The organism is Luethyella okanaganae (assembly GCF_042660285.1).
GTDB classification, from domain to species: Bacteria; Actinomycetota; Actinomycetes; order Actinomycetales; family Microbacteriaceae; genus Luethyella; species Luethyella okanaganae.
Window position 1 is genome coordinate 1,059,283 of sequence record NZ_JBHSTP010000001.1, and the last position, 24,506, is coordinate 1,083,788.

23 protein-coding genes and 1 tRNA gene are annotated in these 24,506 nt (G+C 67.3%); 18 read left to right on the top strand and 6 right to left on the bottom strand.

Annotated features, from left to right (window positions below; all coding sequences use genetic code 11):
* Positions 1-2 precede the first annotated feature (2 nt).
* The 17 genes from fmt to pyk all read left to right on the top strand — a co-directional run bounded on the left by fmt (position 3) and on the right by pyk (position 19,400).
* Positions 3-920: a methionyl-tRNA formyltransferase gene (gene fmt, locus ACFQB0_RS04975; RefSeq protein WP_386728315.1), complete on the top strand. Its 918-nt coding sequence runs from the start codon at positions 3-5 to the stop codon at positions 918-920.
* A complete protein-coding gene (locus ACFQB0_RS04980) occupies positions 917-2,347 on the top strand; it encodes an RsmB/NOP family class I SAM-dependent RNA methyltransferase (protein WP_386728318.1) in 1,431 nt (476 codons plus the stop codon). Before fmt ends, ACFQB0_RS04980 begins: the two co-directional genes overlap by 4 nt.
* A gap of 65 nt (positions 2,348-2,412) precedes the next feature.
* Positions 2,413-3,081: a ribulose-phosphate 3-epimerase gene (gene rpe / locus ACFQB0_RS04985; protein ID WP_386728320.1), complete on the top strand. Its 669-nt coding sequence runs from the start codon at positions 2,413-2,415 to the stop codon at positions 3,079-3,081.
* Positions 3,082-3,093: 12 nt separating this feature from the next.
* Positions 3,094-3,357 carry a phosphoribosyl-ATP diphosphatase gene (locus ACFQB0_RS04990; RefSeq protein WP_386728321.1) on the top strand — a complete coding sequence of 88 codons (264 nt, stop codon included), beginning with the start codon at positions 3,094-3,096 and terminating at the stop codon, positions 3,355-3,357.
* A 55-nt stretch (positions 3,358-3,412) separates the two neighbouring features.
* Complete coding sequence (gene hisG, locus ACFQB0_RS04995; RefSeq protein ID WP_386728324.1) at positions 3,413-4,252, top strand: ATP phosphoribosyltransferase; 840 nt, start codon at positions 3,413-3,415, stop codon at positions 4,250-4,252.
* A 10-nt stretch (positions 4,253-4,262) separates the two neighbouring features.
* Positions 4,263-5,027: an imidazole glycerol phosphate synthase subunit HisF gene (gene hisF, locus ACFQB0_RS05000; RefSeq protein ID WP_386728327.1), complete on the top strand. Its 765-nt coding sequence runs from the start codon at positions 4,263-4,265 to the stop codon at positions 5,025-5,027.
* A complete protein-coding gene (hisI, locus tag ACFQB0_RS05005; RefSeq protein WP_386728330.1) occupies positions 5,024-5,386 on the top strand; it encodes a phosphoribosyl-AMP cyclohydrolase in 363 nt (120 codons plus the stop codon). The genes hisF and hisI overlap by 4 nt, the downstream gene beginning before the upstream one ends.
* 22 nt (positions 5,387-5,408) lie before the next feature.
* Positions 5,409-6,962 (top strand): anthranilate synthase component I, encoded by a 1,554-nt coding sequence (locus ACFQB0_RS05010; RefSeq protein ID WP_386728333.1) that lies wholly within the window; start codon positions 5,409-5,411, stop codon positions 6,960-6,962.
* Positions 6,959-7,564, top strand: a complete 606-nt coding sequence (locus ACFQB0_RS05015) for a Trp biosynthesis-associated membrane protein (RefSeq protein ID WP_386728336.1) — start codon at positions 6,959-6,961, stop codon at positions 7,562-7,564. Before ACFQB0_RS05010 ends, ACFQB0_RS05015 begins: the two co-directional genes overlap by 4 nt.
* A 71-nt stretch (positions 7,565-7,635) precedes the next feature.
* Positions 7,636-7,866: a DUF6704 family protein gene (locus ACFQB0_RS05020; protein WP_386728338.1), complete on the top strand. Its 231-nt coding sequence runs from the start codon at positions 7,636-7,638 to the stop codon at positions 7,864-7,866.
* A gap of 3 nt (positions 7,867-7,869) precedes the next feature.
* Complete coding sequence (gene trpC, locus ACFQB0_RS05025; RefSeq protein WP_386728340.1) at positions 7,870-8,640, top strand: indole-3-glycerol phosphate synthase TrpC; 771 nt, start codon at positions 7,870-7,872, stop codon at positions 8,638-8,640.
* Positions 8,641-9,852 (top strand): tryptophan synthase subunit beta, encoded by a 1,212-nt coding sequence (gene trpB / locus ACFQB0_RS05030; RefSeq protein ID WP_386728342.1) that lies wholly within the window; start codon positions 8,641-8,643, stop codon positions 9,850-9,852.
* Positions 9,849-10,661 (top strand): tryptophan synthase subunit alpha, encoded by an 813-nt coding sequence (gene trpA / locus ACFQB0_RS05035; protein ID WP_386728344.1) that lies wholly within the window; start codon positions 9,849-9,851, stop codon positions 10,659-10,661. The genes trpB and trpA overlap by 4 nt, the downstream gene beginning before the upstream one ends.
* A gap of 99 nt (positions 10,662-10,760) precedes the next feature.
* The gene (gene lgt / locus ACFQB0_RS05040) at positions 10,761-11,732 is read left to right on the top strand and encodes a prolipoprotein diacylglyceryl transferase (protein ID WP_386728348.1); all 972 of its coding nucleotides are present in this window, start codon (positions 10,761-10,763) and stop codon (positions 11,730-11,732) included.
* Between the two features lie 121 nt (positions 11,733-11,853).
* The gene (gene gltB / locus ACFQB0_RS05045) at positions 11,854-16,431 is read left to right on the top strand and encodes a glutamate synthase large subunit (RefSeq protein WP_386728350.1); all 4,578 of its coding nucleotides are present in this window, start codon (positions 11,854-11,856) and stop codon (positions 16,429-16,431) included.
* Positions 16,424-17,881: a glutamate synthase subunit beta gene (locus ACFQB0_RS05050; protein ID WP_386728352.1), complete on the top strand. Its 1,458-nt coding sequence runs from the start codon at positions 16,424-16,426 to the stop codon at positions 17,879-17,881. The genes gltB and ACFQB0_RS05050 overlap by 8 nt, the downstream gene beginning before the upstream one ends.
* Before the next feature lie 76 nt (positions 17,882-17,957).
* Positions 17,958-19,400: a pyruvate kinase gene (gene pyk, locus ACFQB0_RS05055; protein ID WP_386728354.1), complete on the top strand. Its 1,443-nt coding sequence runs from the start codon at positions 17,958-17,960 to the stop codon at positions 19,398-19,400.
* Positions 19,401-19,461: 61 nt separating this feature from the next.
* Here the strand turns inward: pyk and ACFQB0_RS05060 are convergent, their stop codons facing one another.
* The 5 genes from ACFQB0_RS05060 to ACFQB0_RS05080 form a co-directional block, all read right to left on the bottom strand.
* The gene (locus ACFQB0_RS05060; protein ID WP_386728356.1) at positions 19,462-20,268 is read right to left on the bottom strand and encodes an ABC transporter ATP-binding protein; all 807 of its coding nucleotides are present in this window, start codon (positions 20,266-20,268) and stop codon (positions 19,462-19,464) included.
* Complete coding sequence (locus ACFQB0_RS05065) at positions 20,261-21,241, bottom strand: FecCD family ABC transporter permease (RefSeq protein WP_386728359.1); 981 nt, start codon at positions 21,239-21,241, stop codon at positions 20,261-20,263. Before ACFQB0_RS05065 ends, ACFQB0_RS05060 begins: the two co-directional genes overlap by 8 nt.
* Positions 21,238-22,266 (bottom strand): FecCD family ABC transporter permease, encoded by a 1,029-nt coding sequence (locus ACFQB0_RS05070; RefSeq protein ID WP_386728361.1) that lies wholly within the window; start codon positions 22,264-22,266, stop codon positions 21,238-21,240. Before ACFQB0_RS05070 ends, ACFQB0_RS05065 begins: the two co-directional genes overlap by 4 nt.
* On the bottom strand, positions 22,263-23,201 hold the full coding sequence (locus ACFQB0_RS05075) for an ABC transporter substrate-binding protein (protein WP_386728363.1): 939 nt from the start codon (positions 23,199-23,201) through the stop codon (positions 22,263-22,265). The genes ACFQB0_RS05070 and ACFQB0_RS05075 overlap by 4 nt, the downstream gene beginning before the upstream one ends.
* A gap of 141 nt (positions 23,202-23,342) precedes the next feature.
* Positions 23,343-23,425 (bottom strand) — tRNA-Leu (locus ACFQB0_RS05080).
* A 37-nt stretch (positions 23,426-23,462) separates the two neighbouring features.
* Here ACFQB0_RS05080 and ACFQB0_RS05085 point away from each other — a divergent pair.
* Positions 23,463-24,068, top strand: a complete 606-nt coding sequence (locus ACFQB0_RS05085) for an ANTAR domain-containing response regulator (RefSeq protein ID WP_386728365.1) — start codon at positions 23,463-23,465, stop codon at positions 24,066-24,068.
* Between the two features lie 13 nt (positions 24,069-24,081).
* Here the strand turns inward: ACFQB0_RS05085 and ACFQB0_RS05090 are convergent, their stop codons facing one another.
* Positions 24,082-24,498 carry a hotdog fold thioesterase gene (locus ACFQB0_RS05090; RefSeq protein WP_386729660.1) on the bottom strand — a complete coding sequence of 139 codons (417 nt, stop codon included), beginning with the start codon at positions 24,496-24,498 and terminating at the stop codon, positions 24,082-24,084.
* Between the last annotated feature and the right edge of the window lie 8 nt (positions 24,499-24,506).

Consider the following 24,506-nt stretch of genomic DNA (forward strand, 5'->3'; position numbering starts at 1 on the left):
GCATGAGACTTGTTTTCGCCGGAACCCCGGAAGCCGCGGTTCCGAGCCTGCGCTCGCTCGCGTCCACGCAGCACGAGGTCGTCACCGTGATCACCCGGGAGGACGCCCCGCTCGGACGCAAGCGGGTGCTGACCCCGTCTCCCATCGCTCAGGCGGCCGCGGAGCTCGGTCTGCCCGTCGTCGCGGCGAATCGCCTCGACGAGGGCGTCACCGCACGGATCGAAGAACTGCGGCCCGATCTGGGTGTGATCGTCGCCTACGGCGGACTCGTGCGCGAACCGCTGCTCTCCTCGCCGCGTCTCGGCTGGATCAATCTGCACTTCTCGCTGCTGCCGCGCTGGCGGGGCGCCGCCCCGGTGCAACGAGCGATCATGGCCGGCGATCGGGTCACGGGGGTGTCCGTGTTTCAACTCGTGCAGGAACTCGACGCTGGCGACGTGTTCTCCGCGGAGGAGCAGCCGATCGACGACGACGAGACGGCTCACGTGCTGCTGCAGAGGCTGAGCGGACTCGGCGCCGGAGTGCTCGTCGGCACTGTCGCCGCCCTGGCCGACGGCACCGCGGTCGCCCGGCCTCAGCACGGTCCGCCGACCTCGGCCGGCAAGCTCAGCCTCGACGACGCCCGGATGGATTGGATGAGGCCAGCGGCAGCCGTCTATGACCGGTACCGCGGAGTCACGACCGAGCCGGGCGCTTTCACAACGATCGACGGCACTCGACTCAAGGTGCTCGAGATGCGCCGGGTGCGGGGCGCCGCATCGCCTCCCCCTGGTGTCATCCGCTCGTTCGCCGGTCGTGTCCTGGTCGGAACGGTAACCGAGCCGCTCGAGCTGGTGCGAGTGCAACCATTCGGGAGAACCGGGATGCCCGCCGCCGATTGGTGGCGCGGCGTGACGGCAGACGAGGTGATCGCACGATGAGCGACGGCACTGGGGCTGGGCGGCCGGGTGGCCGGCGTCGACGTTCGGGAACTGTCTCATCGCCCGTGCAGCCCGCCAGGCGGGTCGCCTATGAGGTGCTCTCTGCGGTGCGTGACTCAGACGCCTACGCGAACCTGCTCCTGCCGACCCGTATTCGGAGAGCCGGCCTCGGCACCGCGGACGCGGCGCTCGCGACCGAGCTCAGCTATGGAACCCTGCGCATGCGGGGCTTCTACGATCGGGTGATCGAGCTCGCCGCCGGCCGGCTTTGCGACGAGATCGACCCTCCCGTGCTCGATGCGCTGCGGCTCGGTGCGCATCAGCTGCTCGCGACGCGCGTTGCGACGCACGCCGCCGTGAACGAGTCGGTCGAGCTGGTGCGGGGGGTCGCATCCCGTTCGGCCACGGGTTTCGCCAACGGCGTCCTCCGTACGATCTCGCGCAGTTCCCTGGAGGAGTGGCGCGGCTGGGTCGGCGATGAGGCCGCGAGCGACGACGATCGCATCGCCGCCGTGTACTCCCACCCGGAATGGGTCGTGCGTGTGCTGCGGCAGGCTCTCGACGCCGAAGGGCGGGCAGGCGAGCTCGAGGCGTTGCTCGACGCCGACAACGCCGCCCCTGCGGTGAACCTGGTCGCGCTTCCGGGGCTGATCGACGAGGTCGACGCGGCGAGGCTCGGCCCCGCCGACCACTTCTCGCCGATCGGCCACGAGCTCGCCTCAGGCGATCCGCTCGCCGTCATGAGACGACATGGCGGTGCGGTTCGGGTCCAGGACGAAGGCTCCCAGCTCGCCGCGCTCGCACTCAGCCGTGCGGCGGCCGTGCGCGAGGGCGAGCGGTGGCTCGACCTGTGCGCCGGTCCAGGAGGGAAGGCTGCCTTGCTCGCAGCGGAGGCCCGCCTCGGCGGTGCCGAACTCGTGGCCAACGAGCCCGTGCCGGCCAGGGCTCAGCTCGTGCGCAAGGCCCTCGAGGGAGTTCCCGTCGAGGTTCCCGTGTGGGAGCTCGACGGGACGACGATCGGCGACGAGCATCCGAAGACCTTCGACCGTATCCTGCTCGACGCTCCGTGCACGGGCCTCGGCGCGCTGCGACGCCGCCCCGAGGCACGCTGGCGCAAGTCGCCTCGCGACGTCGCGGCGCTCTCCGCCCTGCAGGGCGAACTCTTCGACTCGGCCGTGAAAGCGCTCAAACCGGGCGGCATCCTCGCGTATGTGACCTGCTCGCCGCACATGGGCGAGACCGTCGGCGTCGTACGTGGTGGTCTCGCCCGCTGGGGCGACGTGATCGCGCACATGCCGACCCGTGCCGTTGTCGAGGGGATCGTGCGACATCCGCTCGACCTCCCCGGTGACGGGTCGACCGTTCAACTGTGGCCGCATCGTCACGGCACCGACGCCATGTTCATCGCGCTGATCCGCAAGAGCTGAGTCCTCATCCCTTCACTGTCGCCAGTCACTGTCGCCAGATAGATCGGGGTCGCTAGGGTGAGAGCATGTCGACCAGGATCAACCCGAGCATTCTCTCCGCCGACTTCGCGAACCTCGAGAGCGAGCTCGGCCGCATCGACAGCGCCGACCTCGTGCACGTCGACATCATGGACAATCACTTCGTGCCGAACCTCACTTTCGGCCTCGGGATGGTGCAGCGGTTGCAGGAGGTTTCGCCGCTTCCGCTCGACGTGCACCTCATGATCGACGACCCGGACCGGTGGGCGCCCGGGTATGCCGAGGCCGGCGCGTTCTCGGTGACCTTTCATGCCGAAGCGGCGGGGGAGCCGATCGCGCTCGCCCGAGCGCTCCGCTCGATCGGCTCGCGCGCCGGCCTCGCCATCAAACCGGGCACACCGGTCGAACCCTACCTGGAGATGCTTCCCGAGTTCGATCAGATCCTCGTCATGACGGTCGAGCCGGGTTTCGGTGGCCAGCGGTTCATCTCCTCCGTCATGCCCAAGCTCTCCCGGGTCGCGGACGCCGTGGGGGCTGCAGGGCTCGACATCTGGCTTCAGGTCGACGGCGGAATCACCGAGGAGACCCTTCTTGTCGCCGCCGAAGCGGGAGCGGACACCTTCGTCGCCGGCTCCGCCGTCTTCAACGCAGACGATCCCGCCGAGCAGATCGCCCGTCTGCGGGCCGCAGCGGCATCACACCCTCATCGGCACTAGTAGCCTGTAGGGGTGAAGACTTTCGACGACCTCTTCGCCGAGCTGAGCGAGAAGGCACGCACCCGGCCGGAAGGGTCCGGCACCGTGCTCGAACTCGACGCCGGCGTGCATGCCATCGGCAAGAAGATCGTCGAGGAGGCCGCAGAGGTGTGGATGGCAGCCGAGCACGAGGGTGACTCCGAGACCGCGGAGGAGATATCGCAACTGCTCTACCACCTGCAAGTGCTCATGCTGGCCAAGGGGCTCACACCAGCCGATGTGTACCGACATCTGTAACGCGCTGACAGCTGCGACGATGTCCACCTTCCCGATGACCCCAGAGAGTGCTCAGATGCTGAGAATTGCCGTGCCCAACAAGGGCTCCTTGTCCGAGACAGCCGCGCAGATGCTTTTCGAGGCCGGATACACCGGCCGCCGCGATCCACGCGAGTTGCATACGGCCGACCCCCGCAACGGCGTGGAGTTCTTCTACCTGCGCCCGCGAGACATCGCCACCTACGTCGGCTCCGGCGCCCTCGACGTCGGAATCACCGGTCGTGACCTGCTGCTGGACTCCGGCTCGGCAGCCGAGGAGACCGCGGAACTCGGCTTCGGCGAGTCCACCTTCCGTTTCGCCGGGCCCGCCGAGCGCTTCGCCTCCCTCGATGATCTCCGCGGGGTGCGTGTCGCCACGAGCTACCCCGGTCTCGTGGGCGACTTCCTCGCCGTGAACGGCGTCGAGGTCGAGCTCGTCAAACTCGACGGGGCGGTCGAGTCGGCCGTGCGCCTCGGCGTGGCCGACGCGGTCGCAGACGTCGTCTCAACGGGAGGAACGTTACGCAAGGCCGGGCTCGAGATCTTCGGCCCGGTCATCCTGGAGTCGACCGCGGTGCTCATCAGCTCCGGCAACGAGAAGCCGGGCTCGTCCACGTTGCTGCGTCGGCTGCAGGGGGTGCTCGTCGCGCGCCAGTACGTGATCATGGACTACGACATCCCGGTCGCTCTCCTCGACGACGCCTGCGAACTCGCCCCCGGCATCGAATCCCCGACGGTTTCGAGCCTGCACGACCCCGATTGGGTGGCCGTGCGCGTCATGGTCCCGCGAGCGGAGACCAATCATGTCATGGACGAGCTCTACGAACTCGGTGCGCGCGCGATCCTCGTCAGCTCGATCCACGCCGCGCGGCTGTAGGGAGAAGGTCATGACCCTCGCCGTGCGGGTGATCCCCTGCCTCGACGTCGCCGACGGTCGTGTCGTCAAGGGTGTCAACTTCCAGAACCTCCGCGATGCCGGGGACCCGGTCGAACTCGCACGCTCCTACTATGAGCAGGGTGCCGACGAGCTGACCTTCCTCGATGTGACCGCGACCGTCGACAACCGCTCGACGACCTACGAGGTGGTGCGGGCGACCGCCGAGCAGGTCTTCATTCCTCTCACCGTCGGCGGGGGAGTGCGCGGTGTAGAGGATGTCTCCCGCTTGCAGGCCAACGGTGCCGACAAAGTCGGCGTGAACAGCGCCGCGATCGCGCGTCCGGCGCTCATCGCCGAGATCGCCGACCGCTTCGGATCCCAGGTGCTCGTGCTCTCGCTCGACGTCAAACGCTCGGAACGCACGGAGTCCGGTTTCGTCGTGACGACGCACGGCGGACGCACGGAGACCGAGCTCGACGCCCTCGACTGGGCGCGCAGAGCCATCGAGCTGGGAGTGGGTGAGCTGCTCGTCAACTCCATCGACGCGGACGGCATGAAGCAGGGCTTCGACCTCGAGCTGATCGCGCTCATGCACGAGTTCGCAACCGTGCCGGTGATCGCCTCGGGCGGCGCGGGCAGGGTCGAGGACTTCCCGCCGGCGATCGCCGCCGGGGCGGATGCCGTGCTCGCTGCATCCGTGTTCCACAACGGAGCACTCACGATCGGCGACGTCAAGCGCGAACTCGCGCGGGAAGGCATGATGGTGCGCACATGAACGTGGAGTCCGCCGCGACCGAGAAGGTCGTGGCCCGTGCCGTGTTCTCGGCCGACGGCTTGCTCCCGGCGATCATCCAGCAGTGGGACACCCTCGAGGTGCTCATGATGGGGTGGATGGACGCCGAGGCTCTGCGCCGCACACTCACAGAGGGGCGGGTGACCTTCTGGTCACGCTCGCGCCAGGAGTACTGGCGCAAGGGCGACACCTCAGGGCACGCCCAGTTCGTGCGCGCAGCCGCGCTCGACTGCGACGGCGATACCCTGTTGGTGCAGGTCGAACAGGTGGGTGTCGCCTGTCACACGGGTGCACGCAGTTGCTTCGACGTCGATCCGCTCGACCCCGTCGTCTTCCCGTAACGAACGCTCAGGAGTCCACGACATGACGGATGCCCCGGCAGGCATGACCACGGCAGGCTCGACCACGCGTTCTCGCTTCGACGCGATCGCCGCCGATCACCGGGTCATCCCGGTGCTCCGTGAGCTGTTCGCCGATGGCGAGACGCCCGTCGGGATCTATCGCAAGCTCGCAGCGGGCCGACCGGGCAGCTTCCTGCTCGAATCGGCTGAACAGGGTGGCATCTGGTCGCGGTTCTCCTTCGTCGGAGTCTCGTCCTTCGGAGTTCTGAGTCAAGACGATGACGTCGTGCGTTGGATCGACTACGGAGTCTCGGCCGATCGCGCTCTCGGCGCGGCGGCCGAGCTCCCGCCGCTGGCCGCGCTCGAGCACCTCTACGAACGCTGGCAGACGCCGCGCATCCCAGGGTTGCCCCCGCTCACCGGTGGGCTCGTCGGCTTCATCGGCTGGGAGGCGATCCGTCAGATCGAGCGCTTGCCGAATCGCCCGCCCGCCGACTACGACGTGCCAGGACAGGCCTTCAGCTTCGTCGCGGACCTCGTCGTGCTCGACCACAAGTTCGGCACGGTCCAGCTCATCGCGAACGTGCTCAACGACGGGACCGAGTCCGTGGACGCCCTCTGGGCGGACGCCCAGGCGAGACTCGACGCGTTGCAGACCAGGCTCGCCCGACCGTCAGAGGCCTGGCTCGCCGAGGTCGACCTCGACACCCCGGCGCATTCGCGCCCGCGTACCCGCCGCGAGGACTTTCTCGCGGCCGTCGACCGCTCCAAGGAGCACATCCGTGACGGCGACATCTTTCAGGTCGTCATCTCCCAACGTTTCGACGAGGAATGCACGGCGCACCCGATCGATGTCTACCGAGTGCTACGCAGCCTCAACCCGAGCCCGTACATGTACCTGCTGAGCCTCGAGTCGCCGGCAGGGGAGCCATACTGGATCGTCGGCTCTTCGCCCGAGGCGCTCGTCAAGGTGCAGAACGACCGGGTGTTCACGCATCCGATCGCCGGCTCCAGGCCGCGAGGTGCGACACCCGAGGAGGATGCCGACCTCGAGATCGAACTGCTCGCCGATGCAAAAGAGCGGGCGGAGCACCTCATGCTCGTCGACCTGGCCAGGAACGACCTGCTCAAGGTCTGCGCGGCCGGGTCCGTCGAGGTGACCGAGTTCATGCGCATCGAGCGGTTCAGCCACATCATGCACATCGTCTCCTCGGTCGAGGGCGATCTCCTCCCATCGGCCAATGCCATCGATGTCTTCCGCGCGACGTTCCCGGCCGGCACGTTGTCTGGGGCACCCAAGCCTCGCGCGCTCCAGATCATCGACGCGCTCGAACCCGCCCAGAGAGGTGTCTATGGCGGTGTCGTCGGATACTTCGGCTTCGCCGGGGATGCTGATCTCGCCATCGCCATTCGCACGGCGACCATCATCGGCGGAGTCGCGCACGTGCAGGCCGGCGGCGGCCTCGTCGCCGACTCGGATCCCGCGAGCGAGTTCCAGGAGTCGCAGAACAAGGCCGCTGCGCCGCTTCGCGCCATCGCCGTCGCCAACGCCATGCGCCGAGTCGGCGCGGAATGATGTCGCCGAAGCGTCTCAAGTACGGCACCATGCTGCTTGTCGTGCTGGCGAGCGGGCTCACGCTGCTCGCATGGACCCAGACATGGTTCACCGTGAACCTGGCCGAGGCGAACGATGCGACGCTCGCACTCGACATCCCAGGTGCCGTAGCCGCCCCCGCGCTCACCGCCTTCGCGCTCTCCGGCCTCGCCCTCGCGGGGGCTCTCGCCATTGCCGGAGTGGTCTTCCGCACCGTTCTCGGGTTGCTCGAGATCCTGCTCGGTGCCAGCGTTTTCCTCGCGGCGGCATTTGCGTTCGCAGACCCGGCCGGGTCTGCGTCGTCGGCCGTCACGGCGGCGACCGGGGTCGCGGGCCGGGAGTCGATCGCCTCGCTTGTCGTCTCCTCCTCAGCGACCGGGTGGCCAGTGGTCGCGATGATCGCCGCCCCTCTCATGGTCGTCGCCGGGCTGGCCGCGATCGTGACCGCCCGGCGATGGCCGCAGTCGTCTCGTCGTTATCAGGCGGTGCGCCTCGAGCCGGTGGAGCCGGCTCTCGAAGACGCCGCGGACCACTCGGTCGACACCTGGGACGAGCTCAGCCGCGGCGACGACCCGACCGTGTGACCGTGCCTGCCCAGGCAAACGCTCGCCAACCGCTAGACTTTCCTCGCACGACGATCCACCTAAGGAGAACCATGAGCACAGAGTCAGTCGAGCCAGGCCACGGCAATTCGCCGGCCGCGTGGACCTCTGTCATCATCATGCTCGCCGCTTTCACGATCGGCACCATTGCTTTCGTTCTCAACCTGTCCTGGCTGGTCTGGGCGTCGGCCGCTCTGCTCGCGGCCGGGCTCATCGTCGGCTGGATCCTTGCTCGATCCGGCTACGGTGTGAACGGACCGAAGTACTCACCGAAAGACCACTAGCGGGTGCTCTCCGAGCTCACCGCCGGGGCGGTTGAAGACGCCGAGCGTCGTTCGCTGATCCGCCCACTCGCCACCGTCGAAGCGCAAGCGCTCGAACGGTCACCGGCAATCGACGCGTTGTCGGCGCTTCAGCCTGCCGACCGAGTGAAGATCATCGCCGAGGTCAAGCGTTCCAGCCCCTCGAGGGGTGTTCTCGCCGAGATCCCCGATCCGGCAGCGCTCGCCGCCGCCTATGAGGTGGGCGGAGCGAGCGCGATCAGCGTCCTGACCGAGGAGAGGCGGTTCCGCGGATCGCTCGCCGACCTCGAGGCCGTGCGGGCAGTCGTGGGAATTCCCGTGCTGCGCAAGGACTTCGTCGCGACGCCCTACCAGGTCTTCGAGGCGCGAGCAGCAGGTGCCGATATGGTTCTCCTCATCGTCGCAGCGCTCGAGCAGCCGGTGCTCGCCTCGCTGCACGAACTCGTTACGGGGCTCGGGATGACGGCACTCGTCGAGACCCACAGCGCCGACGAGGTCGACCGAGCTCTCGACATCGGAGCCAGGCTCGTCGGCGTCAACGCCCGCGACCTCTCCACCTTCGAGCTCGACCAGAACCTGTTCGGCGCACTCGCCGGCCGGCTTCCGGCCGGTGTCGTCCGTGTCGCCGAGTCCGCCGTCAAGACGGCGGCGGATGTCGCGCGCTACCGGGCTGCCGGCGCCGATGTCGTCCTCGTCGGCGAAGCGCTCGTCACGGGCGACCCGATCCATGTCCTTTCCGAATTCCTGGCGGTCTAAATGTCTCTCCGCAATGAAAGCGGGCCGTACTTCGGCGACTTCGGCGGACGCTTCGTCCCCGAGTCCCTCGTCGCGGCCCTCGACGAACTCTCCGAGGCGTATGCCCTCGCCCGGCAGGACCCGGCCTTTGCGGCCGAGCTCGCCGAACTGCACAAGAACTACACGGGCCGCCCGTCGATCGTCACCGAGGTGCCGCGGTTCGCCAGGCACGCGGGCGACGCGCGCATCATCCTCAAACGCGAGGACCTCAACCACACGGGTTCGCACAAGATCAACAATGTTCTCGGGCAGGCACTCCTGACCAAGCGCATCGGCAAGACGCGTGTCATCGCCGAAACCGGAGCGGGTCAGCACGGCGTCGCGACGGCGACGGCCGCCGCTCTCTTCGGCCTCGACTGCGTCGTCTACATGGGCGAGGTCGACACCGAGCGCCAAGCGCTCAACGTCGCCCGCATGCGTCTGCTCGGCGCAGAGGTGATCCCGGTGAAGACCGGCTCGCGCACCCTCAAAGACGCCATCAACGACGCGATGCGGGACTGGGTCACCAACGTCGAGAACACCAACTACATCTTCGGAACCGTCGCCGGTCCGCACCCGTTCCCCGCGATGGTCCGCGACTTCCAGAAGATCATCGGCGAAGAGGCGCGTCAGCAGGTGCTCGACCTCACCGGCGCATTGCCTACGGCGGTCGTGGCCTGTGTCGGCGGCGGTTCGAACGCGATGGGCATCTTTCACGCCTTCCTCGACGACCCCTCGGTCGCGCTCTATGGCTTCGAGGCCGGTGGCGAGGGCTCCGAAACGCTCCGTCACGCGGCGACCATCACGAAAGGCCGTCCCGGGGTGCTGCACGGCGCACGCAGCTACCTGCTGCAGGACGACGACGGCCAGACGATCGAGTCGCACTCCATCTCAGCCGGCCTAGACTATCCGGGCGTCGGCCCGGAGCATGCCTGGCTCGCGAGCATCGGCCGGGCCTCCTATCTGCCGATCACGGATGCCGCGGCCATGAGCGCCTTGCGCCTGTTGAGCCGCACGGAGGGGATCATCCCGGCGATCGAGTCGGCGCACGCCCTCGCCGGCGCTCTCGAACTCGGAACGGCGCTCGGCGCAGACACGACGATCCTGGTCAACCTCAGTGGCCGCGGCGACAAAGACATGGAGACGGCGGGCCGATATTTCGACCTCATCGACGCCGGGGCGGAGCAGTCATGAGCAACGCGGCGAGCAGAGGCGTCGAGAACGTCATCCGCGCTCGTGTCGACGCCGGCAGCGGAGCGTTGATCGGCTACCTGCCCGTCGGCTTTCCGAGCCTCGCCGAGAGCATCGACGCCGCCGTCGCGCTCGTCGAGAACGGCGTCGATGCGCTTGAACTGGGTCTGCCCTATTCCGACCCGGTCATGGATGGGCCGGTCATTCAGGCGGCGACGCAGCGCGCCCTCGCCGGCGGTTTCCGGCTGCGCGACGGCTTCGCGGCCGTCTCGGCCATCGCCGCGCAAGTCCAGGCACCCGTGCTGATCATGACCTATTGGAACCCCGTCGTGCAGTACGGTGTCGACCGTTTCGCCGACGACCTCGCGGATGCCGGGGGAGCCGGTCTCATCACGCCGGACCTCATTCCCGACGAGGGAGCCGACTGGATCGCGGCGTCGGAACGCACCGGCCTCGACCGGGTCTTCCTCGCCGCGCCTTCCTCCTCGGACGAACGACTGCATCAGGCCGTCGAAGCCAGCCGTGGTTTCGTCTACGCCGTCTCGACGATGGGAATCACGGGCGCCCGCAGCGACGTCGACACAGCCGCCCGCGCCCTCGTAGGACGATTGCGCGCCGCGGGATCGACGAGCGCCTGCGTCGGCCTGGGAGTGTCGACGGCCGAGCAGGTGCGCGAGATCCTCGGCTACGCGGACGGCGCGATCGTGGGCTCTGCGCTCGTCAAGGCGCTCGGCGATGGCGGAGTCGACGCGGTCGGCGCCCTCGCGAGAGACCTCGCGGCCGGCACCCGGACCGCGAACACGGCGAACTAAGATAAATTGACCGAGGCGGACTGCGCCGGCTGATGCAGTCGCCGAAGGCTACGGCCGGCCACGCCCAACGTGCGGCCGCGAAGAAAGGTTAATCAACTGGTGTTTGCACCTCTGAGCATTCCGAGCCCGGACTGGAGCTACTTCGACATCGGGATCTTCCGAGTCCACGCCTACGCCCTCTGCATCCTCGCCGGCATCATCGTCGCGACGATCATGACGAGCCGCCGCCTCACCAAGCGCGGCGCGGAGCCCGGCATCGTGCTCGACATCATCCTGTGGGCCGTGCCGCTCGGTATCGTCGGCGCGCGTATCTACCACGTGCTCACCCACCCCGGCGACTACTTCTATCCCGGCGCCGACCTGCTGCGCACGCTCTATATCTGGGAGGGCGGCAACGCCATCTTCGGCTCGCTCCTGGGCGGCGCCGTCGGCGCCTACATCGGCTGCCGGCTCACAGGCATCCGATTCTGGTCGTTCGCCGACGCGCTCGCGCCCGGCATGCTCGTCGCGCAGGCTATGGGCAGACTCGGCAACTGGTTCAACCATGAGCTCTTCGGCTTGCCCACCGATCTGCCCTGGGGCCTCGAGATCGAGTCCAGCAATCCGGCCTTCCCGGTCGGACTGCCCGCCGGGACACTGTTCCACCCGACCTTCCTCTATGAGATCATCTGGAATCTCGCAGGTGTCGCGGTCATTCTTTTCCTCGAACGCCGAATGAGCCTGCGCTGGGGCAAGGCGTTCGGCGTCTACCTCATCTGGTACGGTCTGGGTCGCAGCTTCTTCGAGTCGATCCGCGTCGACCCGAGCGAGATGTTCCTCGGAATCCGCACAAATGTCTGGGCGGCCTGGCTCGCCGTGATCGTCGGCATCGTCGTCATCGCCGTGCAGGCGCGCCGACACGCCGGCGACGAACTCACCCTTTACCGACCGGGGCGTGAGTGGAAGGGACCCGACCCTGATGTAGAATTTGACGACACCGACTCGGATGACGATGAGAGCAGCGAGGATGCCGCAGAATCGTCGGAGTCGGGCGGAGCCGAGGCCACAAGCACAAACGGCGCGCGCGTCTAGATCCAGGCAACCCCCGATCCTGTTCACGGCACCGGCTGCACCGAGGCTGCCGTGCAAACATCCTCTGTTCTCGGGCCGACGTCGTCCCATCCTGGTTTCCACTTCGTGAGGACGGTCTTTGATGGCGCTTCAACCGACGTTTTCGAGGTTCGGCACAACACCTGAACGTCAGGGGCTCTACGACCCCGCCCACGAGAAGGACGCGTGTGGCCTCGCCATGGTCGCGACTCTTCGTGGCACGGCCGGGCACGACATCATCACGGCCGCGCTCGACGCCCTGCGCAACCTCGAGCACCGCGGGGCGGTCGGCTCCGACGCGGGCACCGGCGACGGCGCCGGCATCATCACGCAGATTCCTGATGCATTCTTGCGTGCCGTCACCGACTTCGCGCTGCCCCCTGTCGGTCGCTACGCCGTTGGCAATGCCTTCCTGCCCACCGACCCGACCGCGCGCAGTTCGATCAAGCGTGCGATCGCGACGATCGCAGTCGAGGAAGGACTGACGATCCTCGGCTGGCGTGAGGTGCCCGTCCGCCCCGACGAGGTCGGCAATCTGGCGCGTGCCGCCATGCCGGCCATCCAGCAACTCTATGTGCAGAGCACCCACACGACCGAGAGCGGTGCGGTGGCCGGCGGCATCCAGCTCGACCGTCAGGCTTTCCGTCTGCGCAAACGGGCCGAACGCGAACTTGAGATCTACTTCGCCTCGTTGTCCTGTCGCACGCTCGTCTACAAGGGCATGGTCACTACTCTGCAGCTCGAGCCGTTCTATCCCGATCTCTCCGACGAGCGGTTCGCGTCGAAGCTTGCCCTCGTGCACTCGCGCTACTCCACGAACACCTTCCCGTCCTGGCCGCTTGCGCAGCCGTTCCGGATGATCGCGCACAACGGAGAGATCAACACAATCCAGGGCAATCGCAATTGGATGCGTGCCCGCCAGTCGCAGCTCGAGTCCGAGCTGCTCGGGGAGCTGTCACCGCTTCTGCCGATCGTCACCCCGGGGGCGAGCGACTCGGCTTCCTTCGACGAGGTCGTCGAACTCCTCACCCTCTCCGGCCGTTCGCTGCCACACGCCGTCATGATGATGGTCCCCGAGGCGTGGGAGAACCAGAGTGACATCGATCCGGAGCGTCGAGCGTTCTACGAGTACCATTCGATGCTCATGGAGCCGTGGGATGGCCCGGCCGCGATCGTCTTCACCGACGGCTCCCTCGTCGGCGCGACTCTCGACCGCAACGGGCTCCGCCCTGGACGCTACCTCGTCACCGACGACGGACTCGTCGTGCTGGCCAGCGAGATCGGCGTGCTCGACATAGATCCGAGCAAAGTCGTACGCAAAGGTCGTCTGCGCCCCGGCAAGATGTTCCTCGTCGACACCATCGCCGGCCGGCTCATAGAGGACGACGAGATCAAGGCGGAGCTGGCGGCCGCCGAACCGTGGGGCGAGTGGCTCGAGACCGGCAGAATCAAACTCGCCGACCTTCCGGAGCGTGAGCACATCGTGCACCCGCCGGCATCCGTCGTGCGCCGTCAACGCACTTTCGGGTACACCGAGGAGGAGTTGCGCATCCTGCTCGCCCCCATGGCCAGAACCGGTGCCGAGCCGCTCGGGGCCATGGGCTCCGACACACCGATCGCCGTGCTTTCGGAGCGTCCGCGACTCATCTTCGACTACTTCACCCAGCAGTTCGCGCAGGTGACGAACCCGCCGCTCGACTCGATCCGCGAGGAGGTCGTCACCTCGCTCGGCACTTCTGTCGGCCCCGAGTGCAATCTGCTGGACGCCGGACCGGAACACGCGCGCCAGGTGTCGCTCACCTTTCCGGTGATCGACAACGACGAGCTCGCGAAGATCCAGCACATCGATCCCAAGCCCGGCAGTCGCACCACGGCCACCATTCGCGGTCTCTACCGTTTCGATGAGGGGCCGGATGCCCTCCACGACCGGCTCGTCGCGCTCTGCGGCGAAGCCGACGACGCGATCGCGGCCGGAGCGCGCTTCCTCGTGCTGAGCGACCGCGACTCCAACAAGGACCTCGCGCCGATCCCGTCGCTGCTCATGACCGCTGCCGTGCACCACCACCTCATCCGGGCTGAGAACCGAATGAAGGTCGGGCTCATCGTCGAAGCGGGCGATGTGCGCGAGGTGCACCATGTCGCGTTGCTGATCGGTTACGGGGCGTCCGCCGTCAACCCCTATCTGGCGATGGAGAGCTGTGAGAACCTCGTGCGCACCGGGGTCATCACCGGAGTCACGCCGGAGAAGGCCGTGCGCAACGTCATCAAGGCGCTCGGCAAGGGCGTGCTCAAGATCATGTCCAAGATGGGCATCTCGACGATCTCGTCGTATGCGGGTGCTCAGGCGTTCGAGGCGATCGGCCTGAACGACGAGTTCGTCGCCGAGTACTTCACCGGAACGATCTCCAAGCTCGGCGGCATCGGTCTCGACGTGGTCGCGGCCGAGACCCTCGCTCGGCACAGCGCCGCTTACCCGGCGGATGCCGCTGTCACCGTTCATGAGCGTCTCGCGACCGGTGGCGAGTACCAGTGGCGCCGCGAGGGATCGCCGCATCTGTTCAACCCGGAGACGGTCTTTCGCCTGCAGCACTCGACGCGCACGCGCCGGTACGATGTGTTCCGCGAGTACACGAAGCTCGTCGACGACCAGGCGGCGACGCTCATGACCCTTCGTGGCATGTTCACCTTCAACGCGGGCCAGCGCCCCGCCGTGCCGATCGACGAGGTGGAGTCGGTCGAATCGATCGTCAAGCGGTTCTCGACCGGCGCGATGAGCTACGGCTCGATCTCGAAGGAGGCGCATGAGACGCTCGCGATCGCGATGAACCGGCTCGGCGCCAAGTCGAACACGGGCGAGGGCGGCGAGGATCTCGACCGTCTGCTCGACCCGGAGCGTCGGAGCGCCATCAAGCAGGTCGCCTCCGGCCGCTTCGGCGTGACGAGCATGTACCTCACGCATGCCGACGACATCCAGATCAAACTCGCGCAGGGGGCCAAGCCCGGTGAGGGCGGTCAGCTGCCATCGACGAAGGTCTACCCGTGGATCGCGCGCACACGCCACGGTACGGCGGGGGTCGGACTCATCTCGCCGCCGCCGCATCACGACATCTATTCGATCGAGGACCTCAAACAGCTCATCTTCGACCTCAAGCGTGCCAACCCCAAGGCCCGCATCCACACCAAGCTCGTAAGCCAGTCGGGGATCGGCGCGGTTGCGGCCGGAGTCGCCAAGGCGCTCTCCGACGTGATCCTGGTCTCGGGCCACGACGGCGGAACCGGCGCGAGCCCGGTGAACTCTCTCAAGCATGCCGGGACGCCGTGGGAACTCGGCCTTGCCGAGACCCAGCAGACGCTCATGCTCAACGGCATGCGCGACCGCGTCGTCGTGCAGGTCGACGGCCAGCTCAAGACCGGCCGTGACGTCGTGATCGGTGCTTTGCTCGGCGCGGAGGAGTTCGGCTTCGCCACGGCGCCGCTCGTGGTCGAGGGATGCATCATGATGCGCGTCTGCCATCTCGACACCTGCCCTGTCGGCGTCGCGACCCAGAACCCCGAGTTGCGCAAACGCTTCAGCGGAAAGCCGGAGTTCGTCGTGAACTTCTTCGAGTTCATCGCCCAGGAGGTGCGCGAGTATCTCGCGGAACTCGGTTTCCACAGCTTCGAGGAGGCCATCGGCCACCGCGAGGTGCTCAACGTCGACGCCGCGGTCGAGCATTGGAAGGCATCGGGTATGGATCTCACCCCGATACTCGTCGGACCGGACTTCTCGGATGCCGAGCCACGCCAGAATCGGCGCGGGCAGGAGCACGAGATCGCCCAGCACTTCGACAACGAACTGATCCGCCGGAGCGTCAATGTGCTCGACCACGGTGGGCGCGTATCGATCGCCCTGCCGATCCGCAACACCGAACGCGCTGTCGGCACCCTGCTCGGTCACGAGGTGACAGTGCGGCACGGCGAGAACGGCCTGCCGAGCGGCTCGATCGAGGTCACGCTCACCGGATCGGCCGGGCAGTCCCTCGGCGCCTTCCTACCGAGCGGCATCACCCTGCGGCTCGAAGGCGACTCCAACGACTATGTGGGCAAGGGGCTCTCTGGCGGTCAGATCGTCGTTCGACCGGACCGGCACAGCGTGTTCCCGGCGGAGCGCAACGTCATCGCCGGGAATGTGATCGGCTACGGCGCGACGCAGGGGACGATGTTCATCCGCGGCATCGTCGGTGAACGGTTCCTCGTGCGCAACTCTGGAGCGACCGCGGTCGTCGAGGGCGTCGGCGACCACGCACTCGAATACATGACGGGTGGTCTCGCCCTCATCCTCGGTGGCACCGGACGCAACCTCGGCGCGGGGATGTCGGGGGGCACAGCCTACGTGTACGACCTCAAGCGCGAACGGGTCAACCGTGATTCGCTCGATAGTGGCGAACTCGAGCTGCACGAGCTCGGCAGCGCGGACCGCGAGATCGTGCGCGACCTGCTCGAACAGCATCGTGCCGAGACCGAGTCGGCGCTGGCCGACCGGCTCCTCGCCACTCTCGACGAGACGATGGATCGCTTCGTCAAGGTGCTGCCGCGCGACTACGCCGCGGTGCTCGAAACCCGTCGGCACGCCCTCGACGAGGGACTGGACCCCGATGGCGACATCGTGTGGACCCGAATCCTGGAGGTGACCGGTGGCTAACCCGAAGGGCTTCCTCACGACGACCGAACGGGAGCTTCCCGCCCGTCGTCCGGTGTCGGTGCGTCTCATGGACTGGAAAGAGGTCTATGAGCCGGGCGACCCTGCCCAGCTCCGTCGCCAGGCCGGACGCTGTATGGACTGCGGTGTCCCGTTCTGCCACGAGGGCTGCCCCCTCGGCAATCTGATCCCTGAGTGGAACGACCTGATGTACCGGGGTGAAGGGCGCGACGCGATCGAGCGCCTGCACGCGACGAACAACTTCCCCGAGTTCACCGGTCGCCTCTGCCCGGCACCCTGCGAGTCCTCCTGTGTGCTCGGCATCAACCAGCCTGCCGTCACGATCAAGCAGGTCGAGGTCTCGATCATCGACCAGGCGTACGCCAACGGTTGGGTGCAGCCGCACCCGCCTGGACGACTCACCGGCAAGACCGTCGCGGTCGTCGGCTCAGGCCCGGCCGGTCTCGCAGCAGCGCAGCAGCTCACCCGCGCAGGCCATACTGTGGCCGTGTTCGAGCGCGACGACCGTATCGGCGGACTACTCCGCTACGGCATCCCCGACTTCAAGATGGAGAAGCGGCACCTCGAGGCGCGTCTGCAGCAGATGATCGCGGAGGGAACCCGTTTCCGTGCCGGGGTGAACATCGGCGTCGACATCACCTGGGACGAGCTGCGCACCCGCTACGACGCCGTTGTGATCGCGACCGGTGCGATGGTTCCGCGCGATCTGCCGATCCCCGGTCGTGACCTGCTGGGCGTGCACTTCGCCATGGAATACCTCGTGCAGGCCAATCGTGTCGGGGCCGGTGACCACGTGGATAACCAGATCACGGCTGAGGGCAAGCACGTCGTCGTGCTCGGCGGCGGCGACACCGGTGCCGACTGCATCGGCACGGCGCACCGCCAGCAGGCGGCTTCCGTCACCAACCTGGCCATCGGCAGGCAACCGTCGATCGGTCGCCCTGAGCATCAGCCCTGGCCCATGGACCCCACTGTGTTCGAGGTGCAGAGCGCCCATGAAGAGGGCGGAATGCGGCAGTATCTGGCCTCGACGGTTGAATTCCTGGCGAACGATGCGGGGGAACTGCGGGCGATCCGGGTGGCCGAGACCGAATATCTCGACGGCCGCCGGGTTCCCAAGACGGGAACAGAGAGTGAGATCCCGGCGGACCTCGTGCTCCTGGCCCTCGGCTTCACAGGTCCGGAACAGCAGGACCTCGCCCCTCAGCTCGAGGTGCCGTTCGACGTGCGCGGAAATCTCGAGCGCGACGGCGCCTACCAGACGAGCCACTCGGGCGTCTTCGTTGCCGGCGATGCCGGTCGTGGCCAGTCGCTCATCGTCTGGGCGATCGCAGAGGGCAGGGCTGCGGCAGCCGCCGTCGACCGCTACCTTGAAGGGGAGACGCAATTGCCGTCGCCGGTCAAGCCGACCGACCGCGGCTTCACCATCTAGATCTAGATCTGTCCGAACCGTTCACGGAACATATCCCCGAGCGCCCTACAGGGCAGGAATCACGGAGCAGAACAGAATGAGACGCGCGAAAATCGTCGCAACCCTCGGTCCGGCGTCGTCGAGCTATGAGCAGATCAGAGCCCTGATCGATGCCGGCGTCGACGTATGCCGTATGAATCTCAGTCACGGCAGCTACGCCGTGCACGAGACCGTCTATCAGAACGTGCGCAAGGCCGCCAACGACTCAGGCCGCGCCGTTGCAGTGCTCGTCGACCTGCAGGGTCCCAAGATCCGGCTCGGCAAGTTCGAGAACGGCCCCTACGAGCTCGCCGAAGGAGACGTCTTCACGATCACGACCGAGGACATCATCGGAAACAAGGAGATATGCAGCACGACTTTCACAGGGCTGCCGAATGACGTCAAGCCAGGGGACTTCCTGCTGATCGACGACGGCAAGGTGCGTGTCAAGGTGCTGGAGACCGATGGCACGGTCGTCAGGACCGAGGTCATCGTCGCCGGCCCGGTCTCGAACAACAAGGGCATCAACCTGCCCGGCGTCGCCGTCAACGTTCCCGCGCTCTCCGAGAAGGACGAGGCCGACCTGCGCTGGGGCCTCGAGCTCGGTGCCGACCTCATCGCGCTCTCGTTCGTGCGCAGTGCGGACGACATCGTGAAGGTACACGAGATCATGGCCGAGGTCGGACGCCGCGTTCCGGTGATCGCCAAGATCGAGAAGCCGCAGGCCGTCGACCATCTCGAGGAGATCGTCGACGCCTTCGACGCGATCATGGTCGCCCGCGGCGACCTGGGCGTTGAGCTGCCTCTCGAAGCGGTTCCGATCGTGCAGAAGCACGCCGTCGAGCTCACTCGCCGTATGGCGAAGCCCGTCATCGTCGCGACGCAGATGCTCGAGTCGATGATCCACAGCCCGGTTCCGACGCGCGCCGAGACCTCGGATGTCGCGAACGCCGTGCTCGACGGGGCCGACGCCGTCATGCTCTCGGGAGAGACCAGCGTTGGGGAGTATCCGGTCATCACGGTGCAGACCATGGCCCGTATCATCGACTCGACCGAGGAGCACGGTCTCGAGCGGATCCTTCCCGTCACGGCGAGGCCGCGCACGCAAGGCGGTGCGATCACGCTCGCCGCGAAGGAGGTGGCTGACTTCGTGGACGCCAAGTATCTCTGCATCTTCACGGAGTCTGGCGATTCGGCGCGACGCATGTCCCGCCTCCGTTCGAAGATCCCCATGCTCGCCTTCACCCCGGAGCCAGGCATCCGCCGCCGGCTGGCGATGACCTGGGGAGTGCAGACCTATCTCGTCGATCGTGTCTCGCACACCGACCTCATGTTCAGCCAGATCGACGACGTGCTGCTCGGAAACGGCATGGCGGAAGTCGGCGACAAGGTCGTCGTGATCTCCGGATCTCCTCCCGGAATCGTTGGATCCACCAACGACATCCGAGTCCACAAGGTGGGTGACGCGCACAACGAGGTCGCTCCGGCCTACAAGCGCTGATCCGGCCTACAAGCGCTGAGCGGATGCTGGAGACGGTGGCCCGGCGAGGGCGACGCTCATGTCACAGCGGAATGCACAGAGGCGTCCCGTCGATCGGGTTCGGCACGATCCGGCAGTCGAGTCCGTAGACGAGCCGGATCGTCTGTTCCGTGAGCGTCTCGGCCGGGGTGCCTTCAATGTGGATGCCGCCACCGCTGAGCGCCACGACGTGATCGGCGTAGCGCGCGGCCTGATTGAGGTCGTGCAGCACCATCACGATCGTGCGTCCGTGCTCGCGGTTGAGCGTGCGCAGCAGCTCCAGGACCTCGACCTGGTGCGCGAGGTCGAGGTAGGTCGTCGGCTCGTCGAGAAGCAGCAGCGGGGTGTCCTGCGCGAGGGCCACCGCGATCCACGCGCGTTGACGCTGCCCGCCGGAGAGCTCGTCGACCGCACGGTCCTGCAGTTCGAGGAGGCCGCAGGCAGCGATGGCACGGGAGACGATCGTCTCGTCGTCGGTGTTCGCCCGTCCGAACCGACCGCGGTGCGGGTTTCGTCCGAGCCGGCACAGCTGCCTGACGGTCAGACCCTCGGGAGCGATGGGGGTCTGCGGCAGGATGGTCAGGCTCTTCGCCACCTCGCGCAACGGCATGCGGGCGATTGACGCGCCGTCGAGGAGGACGGTGCCGTCGCGGGGCGGACGAACGCGGGAGAGCGCGGCGAGTAGTGTCGACTTGCCGCATCCGTTCGCGCCGATCAGGGCGGTGATCTTGCCGGTCGGAATGTCGAGGGTGACGCCAGACAACACGGGCGTCTCGGTGTAGCCGACGGTCACGTCGTCGGCGCGCAGGCGCGCCTCAGTTGCGCGTTCAGCGCTGATGGTGTCAGGCACGGATGCGGGTTTCCCTTCCGAGGAGGTGGAGCAGGTAGGGTGCGCCGACGACGGCGGTGACGATGCCGGCCGGAACCTCACTCGGTGTGGCGACGATGCGCCCGAGCACATCGGCGACGCCAAGCAGGAGCGCGCCGAGGAGGGCGGCGGCGGGCAGGAGGAGGTGGGCGCGCCGGCCCACGAGACGACCGGCGAGGTGAGGGGCGAGCAGGCCAATGAAACCGATCCCGCCGACCACGGCGACGCCGCCGGCTGCGAGGGCGACGGCGAGGGCGATGAACTCGCCGCGGAGCCGGTTCGGTGCGGTGCCGAGGCTGATCATGCTCGTCTCGTTCAACCCGGCGAGGTCGAGCCGGCGGCCCGCGAGAACGACCAGGGGTGCGCACACGAACAGCCAGACGCCCAGGAGGACCACCTCGGGCATCGTCGTGCCGTAGAGCGAGCCGGCGAGCCAGATCATCGCCTGGTTGGTGTCGCCGGGGAAAGACACGAGCAGGAACTGCATGCCGGCCTGGCACAACGCACCCACCGCGATCCCGGTGAGGGCGATCGAGGCGACCCCCGATCGGCCGCGGGCGAGGAGAAGGAGTAGAGCCGCGGCGACGGCCGCGCCGACGACGACCGCGATCGGTATCACTGCAACAGTGCTCGCGGGCAGAAGCATGATGGCCAGCAGTGCGCCGAGGCCAGCGCCCTTGCTCACGCCGATCACGTCGGGGGAGGCGAGCGGGTTCCGCAGCGCGGCCTGGAGCAGAACCCCTGACACCGCGAGTGCGGCTCCGGCGAGGACGCCGCCGACGACCCGCGGCAGTCGGTACTGCACCACGATGAACGATCCAGGAGCGCTCGGGTCGGCGAGCGCGGCGATCACCGCCTCGGGCGGCACGAACACGGCGCCGATTCCGATACCGAGCACGGACAGCGCGACGAGGCAGACCGCGAGCACGGCGATGCGCACGATCCCGACGGTCATGACGTTCTCCGGCTCCGGCGCACGAGCACCAGGAAGAGGGGAGTGCCGACCAGCGCCGTGACGATCCCAGCGGGGAACTCGCTCGGGAAGAACAGCACTCGCCCGAGGACGTCGGCCGTGGTGACCATCGTGGCCCCGCTGAGCGCGCACAGGGGGATGGACCAGCGTTCCTGGTGGCCGGCGGCCAGACGGATGAGGTGAGGGACGATGAGACCGACGAAGCCGATCGGACCCGAAACGGCGACCGCGGCACCGGCGAGGAGGACGACCAGGGCGCCGACGAGCGCAGACACGAGTCCATAGTTCTGCCCGAAGGTCGTGGCCGTCTCAGGACCCAGCGCCAGGATGGACAGTTGTCTGCCCATCACGGCCGCGGTGGCGACGCCGAGACCGATCAGGGGAGTGGCGAGGGTGACATCGTTCCATTGCGCTCCCGAGATCGAGCCGGCGAGCCAGAACACGATGTCGACGGATGCGTCGTTCAGCACGGCCATACCCTGCACGAGCGCGGTGAGGAGGAGGTGGACGGACATGCCGGCCAGTGCGAGCGCGGCGAGACCGAGGCTGCCGCGGGAGGCGAGCGACCAGACGAGCACTCCGCCGAGCACTCCGCCGAGCAACGCAGGAAAGGCGCCGAGCGTCGAGGTCCACGGCGTGTAGACGATGGTGGCGACCATCGCGACACTGGCGCCGGCGGTGACGCCGAACGTCTGCGGCGAGGCCAGTGGGTTTCGGGTCAGGCTCTGCATGAGAGAGCCGGCGACAGCGAGAGCCGCGCCGACGGCGATCCCGAGCACGGTGCGTGGCAAACGCACATTCGCAATCGTGAGGATGGTCGCGTCGTCGAGGCGGGCGAGACCGGCCAAAGAGCTCAGCGGATCCGCGGCGCTCGAGCCGATGCCGACGCTGCCGACGACCCCCGCGAGCAGAACCGCGAGCAGCACGGTCGCCGTGAGGAGCGGGCGCCGACGGCCCGCGGGCGCGACGACGCCCGCGGGCAGCGGACGGTTGACGAGGGTCGTCACACGCGGGTGCCGTACACGTGGCTCAGGATGTCCCGCGCGACGAGCTCGGCGGAGCGGAGGCCGCGGAAGCGTGTGAAGACGTTGCGGTCGACGTCGTAGGAGGAGCCGTTCGCGATGGCGGTCATGCCGGTCCAGACGGCGTTCTTAGCCCACTGCGCGGTGATCGGGTTGTTCGCGTCGGTCGCGATGAGAAGCACGCCGGGGTTCACTCCGGCGACGCGCTCCAGATCGACGTCCTCGTAGGGCTTTTCGGACTGCACAGCGACCGTGAGACCGAGAGCGTTCAGCACGGCCCCGTCGAAGGAACCGCTCGTGTGCAGCCGCAGCGAGTCGTCTCGAGCGACGGCGAGCTGGAACGTGCGTGTCTCCGTGTTCGGGATGAGGTCGGCGTATCCGCTCATCGTCTTGTCGTGCGCCGCCAGCACGGCCTCGCCTTTCGGCTCGTCGCCGAGCGCGTCGGCGATCGTGAGCACGCCGTCGCGGATGTCCTTGTAACTGCCCTCGCGGCTGTTCAACACCACCGTCGGCGCGATGGCCGACAACTGCTCGTAGATCGCCGAGTGCCGATCGAGGTCCGCGATGATCAGGTCGGGGGCGAGGCTCGCGATGATCTCCTGGTTCGGCTCCGAGCGGGTACCGACCGAGTCGTAGTCGATCTTGTCCCCGGCAAGCTGCGTGACCCGGCTTTCGTCGTCGTCGTCCGCGATGCCGACGGGGTCGACGCCCAGGACGAGGAGCGTGTCGACGAAGGAGAACTCGAGGGCGACCACGCGCTCAGGCGTGCCGGTGATCTCGGTCTCGCCCAGCTCGTGTGCGATGCTGCGTTGCTCAGCCGACTTCGTCGAGGGGCCGGCGGATGCGCCGCAGCCGGTGGCAGCGAGGAGAAGTGCCGCAGCGGTGAAGACGGCTGTGATGAGGCGGACGGGTCGGTGCACAGTTTGTTCCTGTCGTTGAATTGATAACCGATTAGGTAAGGCTAACCTTATTCTATGACAGGCCGTGTTGTCGCCTACGACGAGAAGAACGAAGGCCCCCACTTCACCGTAAATACGGTGAAGTGGGGGCCTTCGAGGTCGTGCCGGTGGTGGGATTCGAACCCACACGCCCTTTCAGACAAAGCATTTTGAGTGCTCCGCGTCTGCCATTCCGCCACACCGGCGCACAAGACCTCGACCACAATACCGTAGGCTTTCACCGTGACCGACACAGACACCTCCCCCGTTGCGCCACGACGCGTGGTCGTTGCAGAAGACGAATCCCTCATCCGTCTCGATATCGTCGAGATCCTTCGTGACAACGGATTCGAGGTCGTCGGCGAGGCCGGCGACGGCGAGACGGCCGTCGCCCTCGCCACAGAGTTGCGCCCCGACCTCGTCATCATGGACGTCAAGATGCCCCAGCTCGACGGGATCTCCGCGGCGGAACGTCTGAGCAAAGGGCACATCGCCCCCGTCGTCCTCCTCACCGCCTTCAGCCAGAAGGAGCTCGTCGAGCGTGCGACCGAAGCGGGCGCCCTCGCCTACGTCGTCAAGCCGTTCACCCCCAACGACCTGCTGCCGGCCATCGAGATCGCCCTCGCGCGCTACGCGCAGATCATCGCCCTCGAGGCAGAGGTCTCCGACATGGTCGAGCGCTTCGAGACCCGCAAGCTCGTCGACCGCGCCAAAGGACTGCTCAACGAGAAGATGGGTCTCACGGAGCCCGAGGCGTTCCGCTGGATCCAGAAGGCGTCGATGGACCGTCGCCTGACGATGCACGATGTCGCTCAGGCGATCATCGAGCAGCTCTCCGCCAAGAAGTAACGAGAAGCGGGCGCTAGCTCCCCATCGGGAGGTCCTTGACGAGGTTCGTGATGCGAATGGTCGAGCAGCGCCGCCCCTGCTCGTCGCTCACGGCGATTTCGTGCGTCGTCAGTGTTCGGCCCAAGTGGATCGGCGTGCAGACTCCGGTGACCCAGCCGGATGTCGCCGAGCGGGTATGGGTCGCATTGATCTCGATACCGACGGCGAGCTTGCCCGGCCCAGCCCAGAGGTTGGCGGCCATCGATCCGAGCGACTCCCCGAGCACCACATAGGCGCCGCCATGCAGGAGCATCGCCGGCTGAGTGTTGCCGTCGACGGGCATACGTCCCACCGCACGTTCGACGGTGAACTCGGTGAGCTCGATACCCATCTTGTCGGCGAGAGTGCCCAGGCCGCGCTTCAACGCCCAGTCGAGGGCATCCTGTGTCATCTCGGTCA